The sequence below is a fragment of the Dolichospermum sp. LEGE 00240 genome (assembly GCF_015207875.1).
In the GTDB taxonomy this organism is placed as follows: Bacteria; Cyanobacteriota; Cyanobacteriia; order Cyanobacteriales; family Nostocaceae; genus Dolichospermum; species Dolichospermum gracile.
Genome location: NZ_JADEVZ010000042.1, coordinates 28,842 through 43,176 on the forward strand (window position 1 = coordinate 28,842; position 14,335 = coordinate 43,176).

The window sequence follows — 14,335 nt, forward strand, 5'->3', positions numbered from 1 at the left end:
ACAGCAGATTGTAGATTAATTAGGTACAGGATATAAATTCAAAGCCAGACAGCAAGCTAGTTTTTACTTCTTCCTCCTTCCTTCTTCTTCATCCTGACTCCTGACTCCTGACTCCTGACTCCTGACTACTTCTTTCTGACTCCTGACTCCTTCTTCTTAAATTTGCAACAAATTAGCTAGAAATTTGGGTAATGGTAAAACAATCAACAATAGCAAAGCCATTGACATTAATCCCATAAAATCCCGTTGATTATCTAATTCTGTGACATCATTTAAAGCAGGTTCATCAACTAAGGGAACAAATAATAAAATAATTGCCCAAAATAAAAATTCTTCTCGGATAAACGAAAGCATTAGTAATAATAATCTGGCAACTTGACCAATAATCACAGCAGTCCGTTGTCCAAACATAGCATGAACAATGTGACCACCATCTAATTGTCCCACAGGCATTAAATTTAATGCGGTGACAATTAATCCTAAAAAACCTGCAACTGCAACTGGATGTAAATCAATGGCAGATTTTGCAGTTAATTCGCTTCCTAAAGCCAATTTTGAAAGTAAAGCTAATAGAATCGAATATTTAGGATTGAGTGCATTGGGGTTTAAAAGTCCGGCTTTTTCGGGTAAAGCTACTATTTCTGAATGAGCTAAACCCCAAACTAATAAAGGTATAGTCATAATAAATCCTGCCAGGGGTCCTGCAATACTCACATCAAATAATGCTTTGCGGTGAGGTATGGGACTCTGCATTTTAATAAAAGCACCAAATGTGCCTAAGAAAAAAGGTATAGGAATAAAATAGGGTAATGTGGTGCGAATTTTGTAGAATTTCGCTGTTAAATAATGACCTAGTTCGTGAGTTCCTAAGATAGTTATTAGTCCCAAAGCATAAGGTAAACCCTGAAGAAATAATGTGAAATCAGATTCTAGTTGGGTGATATTAAAACCCGCGATTTTTGAGCCGATAAAAGTGGTGCTGAATAAAGTTGCTACTAACAATAGTAATGCTAAGACTGGTTCGGAAATTTTTCCTGAGTCTTGTTCTTGTTGGTGATTTTGTTTAACTGTTTGGGGGTTGGGAACTAATACAAAGAAGGGTTTATCATTCATTCCTTCTTGAAATATGACTAAAAAGCGATCGCCAAATTGTCCTTCAATATTAGCTTTAATCTGCTCATAAGCCGCACTAGCCATAGTTCGCAACTGTCCCCGACAAATTACTGCTTGGGGACGATACTCAATATTTTGCACATAATAAACAGACCAGGGAAAACAATTTCGCAATTGGCTTTCTTCTGCTAAGTCTATGGGACGGACAGGTGCTGTTTCTCCGGGAGGATGATTATCTGATGGTGATAGATTTTCTGGAGATTCATTTTGGGGATTTACGGGTAATTGCCGACCCCGATTAAACAATACCCAATATAATAATAAACAACCTCCCGATACCCAAAGAATGAGTGCTGATGGGGGAGCTTGTTTAGGACCATATATCAGCGTCCAACCAGTCAATACAAATGCAGGTGTCATTAAAACCAACCACAATAACCATACAGGGGTTCTTGTAGCCCGTGCAACGCTTTGTTGCATCATTAAATAAGTCAATGACCCCAGAAGGAGGAGAAACCAAAATGCCATATTATTTTCACTATGTTTGATAAAATGCCCTACTTATAATTTTTGTTACAGATTTTAATTATAAGCAAGACTGCACGCCTTAATTTTTCAATCACAGTTCACAGTCATGGTGAATACACTGTAACCTGATTGTTCACCACTCCTTGAGTTTGAGTTTTTTCATTTATGTCTTCTTTTCCCCAGCAGTCGAGTTACAAGACTAAACCACCACGTTCTATCTTGACAAAAAGCCCGTCAACGCCAGAAAATCCTCTGATTTTTACGAATAACAGTATTTTTGCCTTTCCACCTAATCGGGACACTTTAGGAGGAACATCTTACTTCATTATCAGCAATGAAGGAAATATTCTCATAGATTGCCCAGCTTTAGAACAAATAAACCAGGATTTTTTGTCCTTACATGGGGGAGTCAGGTGGTTTTTTATCAGTCATCGTGGTGCTATTGGCAAAGCCGCAGAATATCAGCAAATCTTAAATTGCGAAATTCTCATCCAAGAACAAGAAGCCTATTTATTGCCCGGTGCAACTGTCACCACTTTTACTGATGAGTTCACTCTCAATGCCACAACACAAATAATTTGGACACCAGGCCATTCTCCAGGCTCTTCTTGTTTATATTATCGTGAATTTGACGGCGTGTTATTTTCAGGACGGCATTTACTTCCTAACCAGCATGGCGAACCTATGCCACTACGCACTTCTAAAACTTTTCATTGGCTACGACAACTCAAAAGCGTTAAGTTATTGAGCGATCGCTTCACACCACAAACTTTAACTTATTTATGCCCTGGCGCTAATACAGGCTACCTCAGAGGTAAACCCTGTATAGACCAAGCTTACCAAAAAATCACCAACTTGAATTTAGGTGACAGGTGACAGGTAACAGGTGACAGGTGACAGGTGACAGTTAAGAGGGAATAGGGAATAGGGAAAGAAATTCCTACCAATTACCAATTACCAATTACCAATTACCAATTACCAATTACCAATTACCCATTACCCATTACCAAATTCTTACTCAAAAGTTCTACAGCCGCTTGATATTGAGCATCTGCATTTGTGCCGACTTGTTCCCGGTTAAGTGATGGTTGGGGAATAATTTGATCAGGTTTAATTCCCAACTTATTAATATCTCGATGGTTAGGAGTTTCATATTTAGCAATTGTCACCGCCAAACCAGAACCGTCGGATAATTCAAACAAAGATTGAATTAAACCCTTACCAAAAGTCGTTTCTCCAATTAATTGGGCGCGATGATTATCTTGTAATGCACCCGCGAGGATTTCGCTGGCACTGGCAGTTCCTTTGTTAACGAGAATTACTAAAGGATCCGTGGTTAAAGCCGGGCCAAAGGCTTCATAGCTTCCCTGAATGCCTTGACGGTTGGCAGTGTAAACGATTGTGCCAGAGTCTAACCATAAACGAGCAGTTTCAATTCCTGCTTGTAAGAGTCCACCGGGATTATTTCTTAAATCAAGAATATAGGCATCCGCGCCTTTTTTTTCTAGAATAGAAATAGCGTGTGCCAACTCAGTAACGGCATTGGCACTAAATTGACTCAGTGATAGATAACCAATCTTGGTTCCTTGGGGGGATAATCGTAAATCAGCAACAACAGGATTCAGCGAAATGCGATCGCGTACCAAGATAACTTCCTTGTCCTGTTCTCCTTCCCTGGCAATTAACAAAGTAACCACACTGCCCATTGGTCCTCGCATTCGCGCCGCCGCCTCATCAAGAGTCAGATTCTCTGTAGATAAACCCTCAATCTGCAAAATGCGATCGCCTGGTTTTAAACCCGCCTTATCCGCCGGAGAATTATTAATAGGTGTAATTACCTCCAACACACCAGTTTGGGGATTGAGCGTAATTTGTAAACCCACACCAGTTAACTCTCCAGAAGTGCTAACCTGCAAACTCCGATATTTCTCAGGATCAAGAAACCGGGTAAAAGGATCATCCAAACTCTTCAGCATCCCCTGAATAGTAGTATAGGCTGCTTCATGATTAGCAAAATGCCCTTTTAACGCCTTTTGTCGTACAGCAAGCCAGCTTTGATGGTTAAAAGTGCCATCTAAATAAGAGCGATTAACAATTCGCCATACTTCATAAACTAACTTCTGTTCTGGAGTCAAAGCCGAAGCCGGCGGAACATATCCTCCCAAAACCAAACCGAAAAGCAATAGTAGCAACCATCCTAGCCGCCAAACCCGTTTGTGAATGAACCCTAATTTCAGTGCCATCTCAGACTCAAATTCCCTAAAAATTTCTGTAATGCTCAGTTGCTGATGAAATCTATCTCTCGACTATGTTACTTTTTTTATAGAAGAAGTGCATTCTTCTCATAAAGTTGCTAGTCCAAATTTATGAGCTGCCCATTCTTCCTGATCAACGATAAAATCATCTTTGGAGTCAACATAGTTAGCGTTGGCTCGTAAAGACAAGAAGACAGGAATATCTATCAAAAATAGGGTGAGTTACACCCAAATTTACGCTCGTGGACAAATAGAAGCCCATTCTCTTGGATGAAGCGAGAAGCGAACCCTCTAACTGAGGTTAGTTGAATAGTCATGGCCGACTAAGCTTCGCATAACAAAACTTATCAACCGCAATCTATTTTTAGGACCTTAAGATTGTATGGCTAACGTCTATGACTGGTTTGAGGAACGCTTGGATCTCCAAGAAATTGCTGATGATATCACCACCAAATACGTTCCTCCCCACGTTAACATCTTCTACTGCTTAGGTGGAATTACCCTAGTCTGCTTCCTGATCCAGTTCGCCACCGGATTTGCGATGACATTCTACTACAAACCTACAGTTGCCGAAGCTTTCTCCTCCGTAGAGTACATCATGAACGAAGTCAACTTCGGTTGGTTAATTCGCTCCATTCACCGCTGGTCAGCCAGCATGATGGTATTGATGATGATTCTCCACACATTCCGCGTTTACCTCACAGGTGGCTTCAAAAAGCCCCGCGAATTGACCTGGATCAGTGGTGTTATCCTCGCAGTTATCACCGTTTCCTTCGGTGTAACAGGCTACTCCCTCCCTTGGGACCAAATTGGTTACTGGGCTGTAAAAATTGTTAGTGGTGTACCAGAAGCCATTCCCGTAGTCGGCGTTCTCATCTCCGATTTACTTCGTGGTGGTTCTAGTGTTGGTCAAGCCACCCTCACCCGCTACTACAGCGCCCACACCTTCGTTCTCCCTTGGTTAATTGCCGTCTTCATGTTGTTCCACTTCTTGATGATTCGCAAACAAGGTATTTCTGGACCTTTGTAATCAAAGTTATTAGCAAATAGGCGAAACTTGTGTTTCCAGATCATCGTAGTTTGTTTTAAACTAAAGAGAAAATACAGCAGAATTGAGGAGTCAGGAGTCAGGAGTCAGGAGTAAAACTGGCTTTGTGCATAAGTTTAAATTTTGTACCTCCTAACTACGCCACCTGCTGTAACTTGTCAGTTGTAGACATAAACTACCATCGGAAACTCAAGCTAGGTGTATTGTTGATAGCTTTCATCAATACTTTAAATTCACTTCAGCCGGAGAGCGCATTTAGAAATGTCAACCCAAAAAAAACCGGATCTGAGCGATCCCAAATTAAGAGCTAAACTTGCCCAAGGTATGGGTCACAACTACTATGGTGAACCAGCTTGGCCTAACGATTTGCTCTATATATTCCCAGTCGTAATTATGGGTTCTTTCGCCTGTATTGTGGCTCTAGCAGTCCTAGAACCCGCTGTCATCGGTGAACCAGCCAATCCTTTCGCTACTCCTTTGGAAATTTTGCCAGAGTGGTACTTATATCCTGTATTCCAAATTCTCCGCTCACTACCTAGTAAACTATTAGGTGTGTTAGCAATGGCTGCTGTACCCCTGGGCTTAATTCTCGTTCCCTTTTTGGAAAACGTGAATAAGTTCCAAAATCCTTTCCGCCGTCCCGTAGCAACAACAGTATTTCTTTTTGGTACTCTTGTCACCATATGGTTAGGTATCGGTGCTGCAATGCCATTAGACAAATCCTTAACTTTAGGATTATTCTAAGGTAGTTGTAGTTACAGTTAAAACTAAATCTAGTAGCGTCTGTGATTTTCAAGAGTATATACAGAATCATATCTGACAAATAGCCGTAATTATTTGATGGTCTACTTGTGACTGGTATTTTTCAAGAGATATACTTTTGAAGATCAACAGCCGCTAACTGAACTAAAACTGCGGGAAGAGTATATGAGTGATGAGGATAGAGTTGCAGGAGTCGGGAGTCAGGCGTGAAAGCCTGTTGTGGATGGAGTTTCATGAATACCTACGGTACCTTGACACGAACAATTCATGTCCTAACCACCTTGACCGTTGCTATAAAACCAAAATATCTCTAATCTAATCATCACCATTCCTAAATGTGAACTTCTCAAATCACAAAAACACAACTACTGTTCAATTACTTTCTATTCAAGTCACGGTCAATGCTTAGCATAGTGCAGCAAGACCATCGAACGGTAAGGAGCGATCTTAAGCTCTTAAATCCAGTGCAACAATGGTTTGAAGAATTCTGTCACCAATATTTACCTAAATATGGCTGGTCAGATAGCCAACTTTATCGTCTCAACCTAGCTTTAGCAGAAGGTTTTACCAACGCAGTTCGTCATGCTCATCATGCTTTACCACCGGAAACAACTATAGAAATTCAAGTCAGTTTATGGACTGATAGGCTGGAAGTGAGAATTTGGGATTATGGAAAACCATTTAATCCTGATGTGATTACCGAGCCAGAACCGGGAACTCTACAAGTAGGTGGATATGGATGGTTTTTACTCCGCCGTTTGGCGGATAAAGTTGTGTACGAACGTGATTCAGATGGTAGGAATTGCCTGTTAATTGTTAAATATTGTTTAGAAGAACAGCAAAATTAGAAGTTAGTCAGCTATCCGATATTTGAAAGTCAAAATTCAAAATTCAAAATAATTACATTTGTAGTTACAGCAAATTGCACATTAATCAGGTACAGGATGTAAATTCAAAACCAGGCAGCAAGCCAGTTGTAATCCTGACTCTTGACTCCTGCTGTATTTTGTGGTGTTTGTTATAATCAGACCGAAATAAAAAACTTTTTTCTCCACGAAAAGATAATTTTTAAAGAAGAGTTAATATTTTATTAGCACAAAGCAAGAGACATGACCTTTAAAAAATTGCAATTTAATTTTGAGAAAATCCGTCCGTGGCTAACCCTGTTAGCGATCGCCTGGTTATTAGCATCATTGGGATTGGGCTGGTTAGTTAATTCCTTAGTAATTATTTTGGGGTTATTGTTTTTGTTGCCTGTGATAGCATTCTTGGGGTTTCGCTGGTGGTTACAAAAGAATTTAGTTACTAGCCAGTGTCCTGTCTGTGGGTATGAATTAACAGGGATAAATAACAGCCAAGTACAATGTGCTAACTGTGGTGAACAACTATTGGTTAAAAACTTTCAATTCCAACGCTTCACACCAGAGGGAACAATTGATGTAAAAGCGGTTGAAGTGCAAGCCCAATCACTGGAAGATTAGCACCGCAAGGCGGAAGTCAAAAGTCAAAAGTCAAAAGTCAAAAGTAAGATGGAGTAAGATTTTTAGCGATTGGGAATGGTTGTCTCATTTACGCCGCAGTGTATTAGTAAGTTGTCACCTGAGTTCGACATAAGATAATTTTTGGAAAACTACCCCAAATATGAGTCTCAAACCCTTATGATCTCGTTGAAAAAATCATAACTCTGTTCGCGTAGCGTTTCCGAAGGAGAAACTCCGTTCGCGTAGCGTCTCCGAAGGAGAAACTCCTAACACCGAACTCAGGTGTTGTCAGTTGTCGGTTGGAATCTAGAAGGGTGAATTTAGGAAAGTTGCCCATTGATCTAGATGTTTGAGAAAATGTGGTTGTTGTAGTTCAGACAGCCAGAGAATCAAGGCATCCTCATTGTTATCTTTGTAATAACCCCGTCGTTTTCCCGCAGTTTTGAAACCAAATTTTTGATACAAAGAAATAGCAACGTGGTTAGAATCGCGGACCTCGAGGGTAGCCCTCTCCAAACCAATATCCACCGCAGTTTGCAGCAGGGAATATAATAGAGCTTTTCCCAGTCCTTGACCATGATATTGGGGATGAACTGCCAAAATTGTAATGTGTGCTTCCTCTAAAATTGACCAGAAGCACCCCATTCCTAGCAATTCGCAGTGATTAAAAGGTGAAAATAAACCCAAAAAATGACTATTAGGACTTTCTAACTCTCGTAGGTAGCCTTCCATAGTCCATAAACCATCAAAACAGGCCTTATCTAGTTCTAATAGTTCAGTGAGATTATCTTTGGTTAAAGATTGAATTTTTAAGTCGGATGAAATCACAATTTTTGAGGATTGAGGAAGGTTAATTACCAATTACCAATTATCCATTACCAATGAGAGGGTAAACTGGAAATTAGGACATATGCTCATGGCCTGATTTTTCACAAAGACAACTCTTATTAGTTATGGTATCGACTTACCCCGTCGAAGTTCAACTTTCTGGCCGTCAATATTTACAGTCAACAACTGGTGACAGTGCGGATATTTCTCCTAATCAACAACTCTTACCTTTGACAGCGAGAGTTAATGATCATGATCATCTGGAAATCGGTGGGTGTGATGTTACAACCCTAGTTGAACAGTTTGCTTCACCTTTATATATTTTAGATGAGGAAACCCTGCGGACAGCTTGTAGACAATATCGAGATACCTTCAAGGAATATTACAAGGGAGAATCTCAGGTACTTTATGCTTCTAAGGCCTGGAATTGTTTAGCTGTTTGTGCGATTGTGGCCTCAGAAGGTTTAGGAATTGATGTAGTCTCCGGTGGCGAACTTTATACTGCGCTGAATGCGGGTATAAGTCCTGATAAAATTTACTTACATGGAAATAATAAATCTCATGACGAGTTAGTTTTAGCGATTCAGTCTGGATGTACTATTGTAACGGATAACTGGCATGAATTAGATATGCTGGTGAAGATAGCCGGGGAGAATATGGAAAATTCTTCTCCTTCGCCCATTCGGATCATGCTACGCTTAACTCCTGGGATAGAATGCCATACTCACGAATATATTCGCACTGGACACTTAGATAGTAAATTTGGTTTTGATCCTAATGATTTACAAGAGGTGTTTGCCTTTGTGAGTCAACAGCCTAGTTTAAACTGTGTGGGGTTACACGCTCATATTGGTTCACAAATTTTTGAACGTCAACCACATAGAGATTTAGCGGCTGTGATGGTGCAGTGGTTAAGGGATGCGGCTAAACATGGTTTGCAGGTGACAGAATTAAATGTTGGTGGTGGTCTAGGGATTAAATATACAGAATCTGATGATCCCCCAACTATTGTGGAATGGTCGAAGGCAATTTGTGAAGTTGTACAAGCTGCTTGTATATCGGAAAATTTGCCTTTACCAAAGTTACTCTGTGAGCCAGGGCGATCGCTTATTGCCACATCTTGTGTCACTGCTTATACAGTTGGTGCTACCAAAGTGGTTCCTGAAATTCGCACCTACGTGGCGATTGATGGCGGAATGTCAGATAATCCCCGTCCTATCACCTATCAATCAGTTTATCGGGTGGTGGTTGCGAATAAAATATCTGCTCCTTGCACCGAAATCGTGACATTGGCGGGTAAACATTGCGAATCAGGAGATATTCTGATTAAAAATGCCCAACTGCCAAAAACTGAAGCAAATGATATTCTCGTAGTTATGGGAACTGGTGCATACAATTACAGTATGGCATCTAACTACAATCGCCTCCCTCGACCGGCAGCAGTTGTAGTGGCAAATAGCGAAGCAAATTTAATTTTGCAGCGCGAAACTTATCAAGACTTGATTCGACAGGATTGCCTACCAGAAAGACTTAAATAGTCAGTAGTCCTTGGTCATTAGTCATTAGCTAAGAACCAATGACTAATGACTAACGACAACTGACAAATGACTATAAGAATCCAGATGTCATGAGAGATTGGTGGAAGCAATGGCTGATAAACCTGGGAGATTGGTCGCAGTCCTTGCTCCTTGGGACTCTGGATATGATGTTGGTGCTGGCACTGACATACATGATCCTGGTGATTATTAGTGAACGGCGCACATTATGGATGGTGCGAGGGTTTATAGTCTTAATGCTTTGCTCGGCGCTCAGTGGCAAGTTAGGATTACCTTTGCTAAATTTTGTTCTGGAAAAATTGGTGATTGGCTGTGCTGTGGCTATGGCTGTGGCGCTGCAATCAGAATTTCGCCGTTTTTTGGAACAATTGGGACGTGGGGAATTTTGGCAGTTATTTCAAAATAATGCTAGAGCAATTCCTAAGTCGGATAGTGTAATTGATGAAATTGTTGATGCAATTAAAGAGTTATCAAAAAATCGGATTGGCGCTTTACTAATTTTAGAAACCACAGGACCTATTGAAGAACAAGATTTTTCAGTGCCAGGGGTGAAGCTAAATGCTGAAGTTTCTAAAGAACTGATCCAAACTATTTTTCAACCAAAAACCTTGCTACATGATGGAGCAACGTTAATTCGTGGTTCGCGCATTGTGTCATCTGGTATAATTCTACCACTTTCAGGACGCACAGCGTCGCGGCAGTTGGGAACACGCCACCGGGCGGCAATGGGAATTACTGAAAGGGTCGAAAATTGTATTTGTGTTGTTGTATCTGAAGAAACGGGTTCTATTTCCTTAGCGGAAAAGGGAACTCTATATAGACCACTAACTATTAAAAAGCTCAAAGAGTCCTTAGAGGCTCGATTTTCTCCGACTGTAGATCGGGAAGCTCATGCACCTGGTCTTTTAAGTTTAGTTCGTCAACTTGGTGATCAATCACTAAAATTAATGTCCCGGTTACTTGGCTTACCTTGCCTTCGACACGCTACCCGTAGGGGTACGACCGCTTCTCAAGATAAAAAATGAAAACACAACAAACTGAATTGCAATATTTACCTCTTGATTTAAAACAAGAATTACTACCTCAGCACGTCGCAGTAATTATGGATGGTAATGGCCGATGGGCAAAAAGTCGTGGTCTACCCCGCATTATGGGTCATAAAGCTGGTGTCAATGCTCTCAAGGATTTGCTGCGCTGTTGCAAGGACTGGGGAATTAAAGCCCTAACTGCCTATGCTTTTTCAACGGAGAATTGGCAAAGACCAGAGGAAGAGGTGGAATTTTTGATGAATCTATTTCAGCGGGTTTTACGGCAAGAACTGCGGGAAATGGTGGAGGAAAATGTGCAAATTCAGTTTGTGGGTAATTTATCGGCTTTACCACAGGCTCTTCAGGCTGAGATTTCCCATTCTATGAATCAAACTAAGGATAATCGGAGTATCCGGTTTACAATTGCGACTAATTATGGGGGTAGGCAGGAGATTTTACAGGCTTGTCGGGCGATCGCTCAAAAGGTTAAAGAAGATTTACTACAGCCGGAAGATATATCTGAAGAAGTATTTGAAGCTCATTTATATACGGCTGGAATCGCAGATCCAGATTTATTAATTCGCACCAGTGGGGAAATGCGATTATCTAATTTCCTACTTTGGCAAATGGCTTATAGTGAAATTTATATTTCTGATATTCTTTGGCCGGATTTTAACCGTCATGAATTTCATCAAGCTTTATCTGCTTATCAACAACGAGAACGTCGTTTTGGGAAGGTGTGACGATTTTGGGTTTTAGATGCGGTAATCAATCAAAGAGGGCGCAGGCCCTGCGCCCCTACCTCCTGACTCCTGACTCCTCCAAATTATGGTCCTGAAAAAACCGCTTCTTCGATGTCTTCTCGACTCAAGGAATATTTAAAGGAACGTTGTATATCTTGACGGTTTTCTCCTGATTGAAAATAGCGAACTGTAATTTGTTCAGTGTCTAACCAAAGTTCTGCTTCCCAACTAGATCGTTGGACACGCCAACAATGTAGTTGGGTATCGTCTTGTTGACAACCTTGGTTTTTTAGCCATAGTTCGATTTGTGGTAAAGAGTGACTATATAGGGGTGTATCAGAGGAAAGCATAAGCAATTTAATTCAAAGTTATTCGGCTATTTTAGAGGTGGGAAATTGAGTTTAACTGATTGCTTCTCCACGGAGAATGGCGATCGCCAGCGCTAACAGCATACAACCAACTATGGTTAACCCCAAAATAAATAATACAAATATTTCTCCAGAAGACAAGGGGCGATCGCTGGCATCCAGATACATTGATTTGGAAAAATCATACGGCTTATGCACGGGGTGGTTTAAGTCTGGTGGGACTTGAATGACACCAAACCGCGAATAGCCAATTTTTGCATCATAGTTTAAGCGCCGTTCTGGATTACTCAGGGTCGCGTAAGCTGTGTTAATTTGCTGAAATTGATCTGTAGCAATATTAGCAGGTAATTCTGTCGTATCTGGATGATAGAGTTTGCTCAGTTCTCGATAAGCGCGACGGATATCAATTACAGATGCTGAGGGTTGTAGTCCTAGCAGGGAGTAATAGGTAGTATTGCTGCTGTGTGGGACTTCCCCATTTTGGGTTACGGTTTTTTGAGTCACTTTGCTCAAATAAGTTTTTTTCTATTCTAAATCTCTTGGGTAGCTATAGCAGAAACAGCCACAAAACATCTTATAATATGTATTATTCAGTATTTTATTAGCTGCGATGCAAACTAGAATTAATCTCCAAAATATCCAAACTCTTACCGATTTCAAACGTAACGCCAAAGACTACGTAGAAAAAATTAAGTTGACAAAATCCCCACTGGTGTTGACTGTCAATGGCAAAGCTGAGGTTGTAGTGCAGGAAGCACAAGAATTTCAACAGATGTTAGATCAACTGCAAAACCTTAAGGAAGAACTGCAAAAACTCAAATTAGCAGCTTTACGCAATGAAATTAACATTGGTATTCAGCAACTAGAAAATGGTGAGTACACTGAATATGATGAAGAGTCGCTAACAGATTTTTTTGCAAATATTAAAGCCAGAGTTCAGAAAAGTGAAGTTGAAAGTGATTTTGTATGAGTCAATTTCGCATTTCTAGCCAAGCAGCAGGAGATATTGAGAATATCTGGAAATACGTGGCGCAAAATAACTTCAAAGCTGCTGACAAACTTTTTGACATCCTACGATCCACTTTTCCCAAACTAGCCAAATTTCCCCAAATGGGTAAGGAACGCCCTGAACTAGCTTTTTCTTTGCGAAGTTTTCCTGTAAACAGCTACTTAATTTTTTACCGAGTCATTGATCAGGGTATTGAAATTGTCCGTATCTTACATGGTTCACAAGATATAGAGGGAATTTTTCATGATCTAGAAAATACAGAGGATGAATAAATAGCCTTGGAATAAATAGAATCTGATATGAATTATCAATTGACAATTGATAGCTACCTGTGCAAAATTAATTGGATATTCTAAATGTTGGGTTTCTTTGCGTCAACTCAACCTACACAAAGCTTAAAACGTTTTCAATTAATAATGAAATACATCATAGCCCTGAGTGGGGTTCTTGTACCGCATAGCACCGTAAAGCACTGTAAATTAGGAAATTCTGCATGAGGATTTTTATGGGGTATAATCAAATTATATTATTTTTTGAGGTAGAAATATGCAAACTTTAAGCACAAATAACTTAAAAAAATTATATAAATCAGACTATTTAGCCTGGTATGAAATGACTTTGGAACAAATAAAAAATGATCAATTAAATGATTTAGATGTAGATAGCTTAAGTGAGGTTTTAGAAAATTTGGTTAGAGATACTAAACGTAGTGGGGAAAGTTATTTGAGACAAATCATCATTCATTTATTATTAATTGAATATTGGGAAGCAGAAAGTATAAATCGTCGTCACTGGGCAGCGGAAATTGTTAATTTCCGGAATGAATTAGAAACAGATATGACTAGGAATTTAAGAAAACACTTAAATGAAGAAAAAGAAAATAATTATCAAAAAGCTATTAAGTATGTGATAGCAAAAACAGGATTAAAGAAAAACACTTTTCCTGAGCAATGTCCTTATACTTTAGAACAGTTAATTAATGATGATTGGTTTTCTGATACTATTAATATTCAATTTTAGGCGCTCCATAAATTAGGAATGATTTTAATGGTTTTGTGAGATGGTTAAGTTTGATGTTTCATCAAAAATAATCAGTTCTAAGTCTTCAGTGCAAAATTAATCGAATATTTTAAATGTTGGGTTTTCTTGCGTCAACCCAACCTACACAAAGCTTAAAACGGTTTCAATTAATTATGTATAAAAACAAGAATTTCACTTTCCAGTTAATATTGCTATTGCTCTGGACAGTAATTGGCGCAATTTTACGCTTTACTAACTTAACTGCTAAACCACTGTGGATTGATGAATTTGCCACGTTGGTTTTTAGCTTAGGTAATTCTTTTCAAACAGTCCCCTTAAATCAAATCATTACTGTTGATACTCTTTTGCAACCGCTACAACCTCATTCAGATAAAGTGATTGGTGATGTAATCCATTCATTACTTAGAGGGTGTTTGAAAAGTTAGAAGTTGAGTAAAAAAAGCTCTCAGGGTATAATCTGTAAATACAAAGATACAGAACCGTAGAGAGCAATGAGTAAAGTATACTCCAGCAACTTAACTAGAGAACAGTGGGAACTAATAGAACATTTAATTCCAGCAGCTAAAACTGGTGGT

General features: G+C 39.7%; 17 protein-coding genes. 12 read left to right on the forward strand and 5 right to left on the reverse strand.

All coding sequences use genetic code 11. From position 1 onward, the window contains the following. Window positions 1-156 precede the first annotated feature (156 nt). The gene (locus IQ226_RS14815) at window positions 157-1,641 is read right to left on the reverse strand and encodes a site-2 protease family protein (RefSeq protein ID WP_193896548.1); all 1,485 of its coding nucleotides are present in this window, start codon (window positions 1,639-1,641) and stop codon (window positions 157-159) included. A gap of 165 nt (window positions 1,642-1,806) precedes the next feature. Between IQ226_RS14815 and IQ226_RS14820 the strand changes: the two genes are divergently transcribed. Then, window positions 1,807-2,517: an MBL fold metallo-hydrolase gene (locus tag IQ226_RS14820; protein WP_193896550.1), complete on the forward strand. Its 711-nt coding sequence runs from the start codon at window positions 1,807-1,809 to the stop codon at window positions 2,515-2,517. Window positions 2,518-2,630: 113 nt separating this feature from the next. On the opposite strand, the gene ctpA is transcribed toward IQ226_RS14820, so the two are convergent. Next, window positions 2,631-3,884, reverse strand: coding sequence for a carboxyl-terminal processing protease CtpA (gene ctpA / locus IQ226_RS14825; protein WP_193896552.1), 1,254 nt, complete (start codon window positions 3,882-3,884; stop codon window positions 2,631-2,633). Window positions 3,885-4,278: 394 nt separating this feature from the next. Here ctpA and petB point away from each other — a divergent pair, with 394 nt between their 5' ends. The 4 genes from petB (at window position 4,279) to IQ226_RS14845 (ending at window position 7,187) form a co-directional block, all read left to right on the forward strand. Next, window positions 4,279-4,926, forward strand: coding sequence for a cytochrome b6 (gene petB / locus IQ226_RS14830; RefSeq protein ID WP_027404375.1), 648 nt, complete (start codon window positions 4,279-4,281; stop codon window positions 4,924-4,926). A 279-nt stretch (window positions 4,927-5,205) separates the two neighbouring features. Then, the gene (gene petD, locus IQ226_RS14835; protein WP_193896554.1) at window positions 5,206-5,688 is read left to right on the forward strand and encodes a cytochrome b6-f complex subunit IV; all 483 of its coding nucleotides are present in this window, start codon (window positions 5,206-5,208) and stop codon (window positions 5,686-5,688) included. A gap of 419 nt (window positions 5,689-6,107) precedes the next feature. After that, window positions 6,108-6,554 (forward strand): anti-sigma regulatory factor, encoded by a 447-nt coding sequence (locus tag IQ226_RS14840; RefSeq protein ID WP_193896556.1) that lies wholly within the window; start codon window positions 6,108-6,110, stop codon window positions 6,552-6,554. A gap of 261 nt (window positions 6,555-6,815) precedes the next feature. After that, window positions 6,816-7,187 carry a hypothetical protein gene (locus IQ226_RS14845; RefSeq protein WP_193896558.1) on the forward strand — a complete coding sequence of 124 codons (372 nt, stop codon included), beginning with the start codon at window positions 6,816-6,818 and terminating at the stop codon, window positions 7,185-7,187. Window positions 7,188-7,493: 306 nt separating this feature from the next. On the opposite strand, the gene rimI is transcribed toward IQ226_RS14845, so the two are convergent. Beyond that, window positions 7,494-8,015: a ribosomal protein S18-alanine N-acetyltransferase gene (gene rimI / locus IQ226_RS14850; RefSeq protein ID WP_193896559.1), complete on the reverse strand. Its 522-nt coding sequence runs from the start codon at window positions 8,013-8,015 to the stop codon at window positions 7,494-7,496. Between the two features lie 125 nt (window positions 8,016-8,140). On the opposite strand from rimI, the gene lysA reads away from it, so the two are divergent. The 3 genes from lysA to IQ226_RS14865 all read left to right on the forward strand — a co-directional run bounded on the left by lysA (window position 8,141) and on the right by IQ226_RS14865 (window position 11,342). Next, window positions 8,141-9,553: a diaminopimelate decarboxylase gene (gene lysA, locus IQ226_RS14855; protein ID WP_193896561.1), complete on the forward strand. Its 1,413-nt coding sequence runs from the start codon at window positions 8,141-8,143 to the stop codon at window positions 9,551-9,553. Window positions 9,554-9,642: 89 nt separating this feature from the next. Then, window positions 9,643-10,596 (forward strand): diadenylate cyclase CdaA, encoded by a 954-nt coding sequence (gene cdaA / locus IQ226_RS14860; RefSeq protein WP_193896563.1) that lies wholly within the window; start codon window positions 9,643-9,645, stop codon window positions 10,594-10,596. Further along, complete coding sequence (locus tag IQ226_RS14865) at window positions 10,593-11,342, forward strand: isoprenyl transferase (protein WP_193896565.1); 750 nt, start codon at window positions 10,593-10,595, stop codon at window positions 11,340-11,342. Before cdaA ends, IQ226_RS14865 begins: the two co-directional genes overlap by 4 nt. A gap of 83 nt (window positions 11,343-11,425) precedes the next feature. Here IQ226_RS14865 and IQ226_RS14870 read toward each other — a convergent pair whose 3' ends face one another. Next, complete coding sequence (locus IQ226_RS14870; RefSeq protein WP_096665616.1) at window positions 11,426-11,692, reverse strand: DUF3143 domain-containing protein; 267 nt, start codon at window positions 11,690-11,692, stop codon at window positions 11,426-11,428. Between the two features lie 51 nt (window positions 11,693-11,743). Continuing rightward, window positions 11,744-12,214 (reverse strand): J domain-containing protein, encoded by a 471-nt coding sequence (locus tag IQ226_RS14875; protein ID WP_193896574.1) that lies wholly within the window; start codon window positions 12,212-12,214, stop codon window positions 11,744-11,746. A gap of 106 nt (window positions 12,215-12,320) precedes the next feature. On the opposite strand from IQ226_RS14875, the gene IQ226_RS14880 reads away from it, so the two are divergent. From IQ226_RS14880 to IQ226_RS14895, 4 genes are all read left to right on the forward strand, one after another. Then, window positions 12,321-12,680, forward strand: coding sequence for a type II toxin-antitoxin system Phd/YefM family antitoxin (locus tag IQ226_RS14880; protein WP_096665612.1), 360 nt, complete (start codon window positions 12,321-12,323; stop codon window positions 12,678-12,680). After that, window positions 12,677-12,991 carry a type II toxin-antitoxin system RelE/ParE family toxin gene (locus IQ226_RS14885; RefSeq protein WP_168645727.1) on the forward strand — a complete coding sequence of 105 codons (315 nt, stop codon included), beginning with the start codon at window positions 12,677-12,679 and terminating at the stop codon, window positions 12,989-12,991. The genes IQ226_RS14880 and IQ226_RS14885 overlap by 4 nt, the downstream gene beginning before the upstream one ends. Before the next feature lie 274 nt (window positions 12,992-13,265). After that, entirely contained in the window at window positions 13,266-13,739 is a 474-nt protein-coding gene (locus IQ226_RS14890) for a DUF29 domain-containing protein (protein ID WP_193896568.1), read from the forward strand. 113 nt (window positions 13,740-13,852) lie between these two features. Then, window positions 13,853-14,185, forward strand: coding sequence for a hypothetical protein (locus tag IQ226_RS14895; RefSeq protein WP_193896570.1), 333 nt, complete (start codon window positions 13,853-13,855; stop codon window positions 14,183-14,185). Window positions 14,186-14,335: the final 150 nt, after the last annotated feature.

Excerpts from the sequence above, each read along its gene's own strand:
- petD (WP_193896554.1), top strand. The coding sequence starts at position 5,206 with ATGTCAACCCAAAAAAAACCGGATCTGAGCGATCCCAAATTAAGAGCT.
- IQ226_RS14885 (WP_168645727.1), top strand. The coding sequence starts at position 12,677 with ATGAGTCAATTTCGCATTTCTAGCCAAGCAGCAGGAGATATTGAGAAT.
- cdaA (WP_193896563.1), top strand. The coding sequence starts at position 9,643 with ATGAGAGATTGGTGGAAGCAATGGCTGATAAACCTGGGAGATTGGTCG.
- lysA (WP_193896561.1), top strand. The coding sequence starts at position 8,141 with ATGGTATCGACTTACCCCGTCGAAGTTCAACTTTCTGGCCGTCAATAT.
- IQ226_RS14820 (WP_193896550.1), top strand. The coding sequence starts at position 1,807 with ATGTCTTCTTTTCCCCAGCAGTCGAGTTACAAGACTAAACCACCACGT.
- ctpA (WP_193896552.1), bottom strand. The coding sequence starts at position 3,884 with ATGGCACTGAAATTAGGGTTCATTCACAAACGGGTTTGGCGGCTAGGA.
- IQ226_RS14865 (WP_193896565.1), top strand. The coding sequence starts at position 10,593 with ATGAAAACACAACAAACTGAATTGCAATATTTACCTCTTGATTTAAAA.
- IQ226_RS14890 (WP_193896568.1), top strand. The coding sequence starts at position 13,266 with ATGCAAACTTTAAGCACAAATAACTTAAAAAAATTATATAAATCAGAC.
- IQ226_RS14845 (WP_193896558.1), top strand. The coding sequence starts at position 6,816 with ATGACCTTTAAAAAATTGCAATTTAATTTTGAGAAAATCCGTCCGTGG.
- IQ226_RS14840 (WP_193896556.1), top strand. The coding sequence starts at position 6,108 with ATGCTTAGCATAGTGCAGCAAGACCATCGAACGGTAAGGAGCGATCTT.
- IQ226_RS14870 (WP_096665616.1), bottom strand. The coding sequence starts at position 11,692 with ATGCTTTCCTCTGATACACCCCTATATAGTCACTCTTTACCACAAATC.
- IQ226_RS14895 (WP_193896570.1), top strand. The coding sequence starts at position 13,853 with ATGTTGGGTTTTCTTGCGTCAACCCAACCTACACAAAGCTTAAAACGG.
- petB (WP_027404375.1), top strand. The coding sequence starts at position 4,279 with ATGGCTAACGTCTATGACTGGTTTGAGGAACGCTTGGATCTCCAAGAA.
- IQ226_RS14815 (WP_193896548.1), bottom strand. The coding sequence starts at position 1,641 with ATGGCATTTTGGTTTCTCCTCCTTCTGGGGTCATTGACTTATTTAATG.
- IQ226_RS14880 (WP_096665612.1), top strand. The coding sequence starts at position 12,321 with ATGCAAACTAGAATTAATCTCCAAAATATCCAAACTCTTACCGATTTC.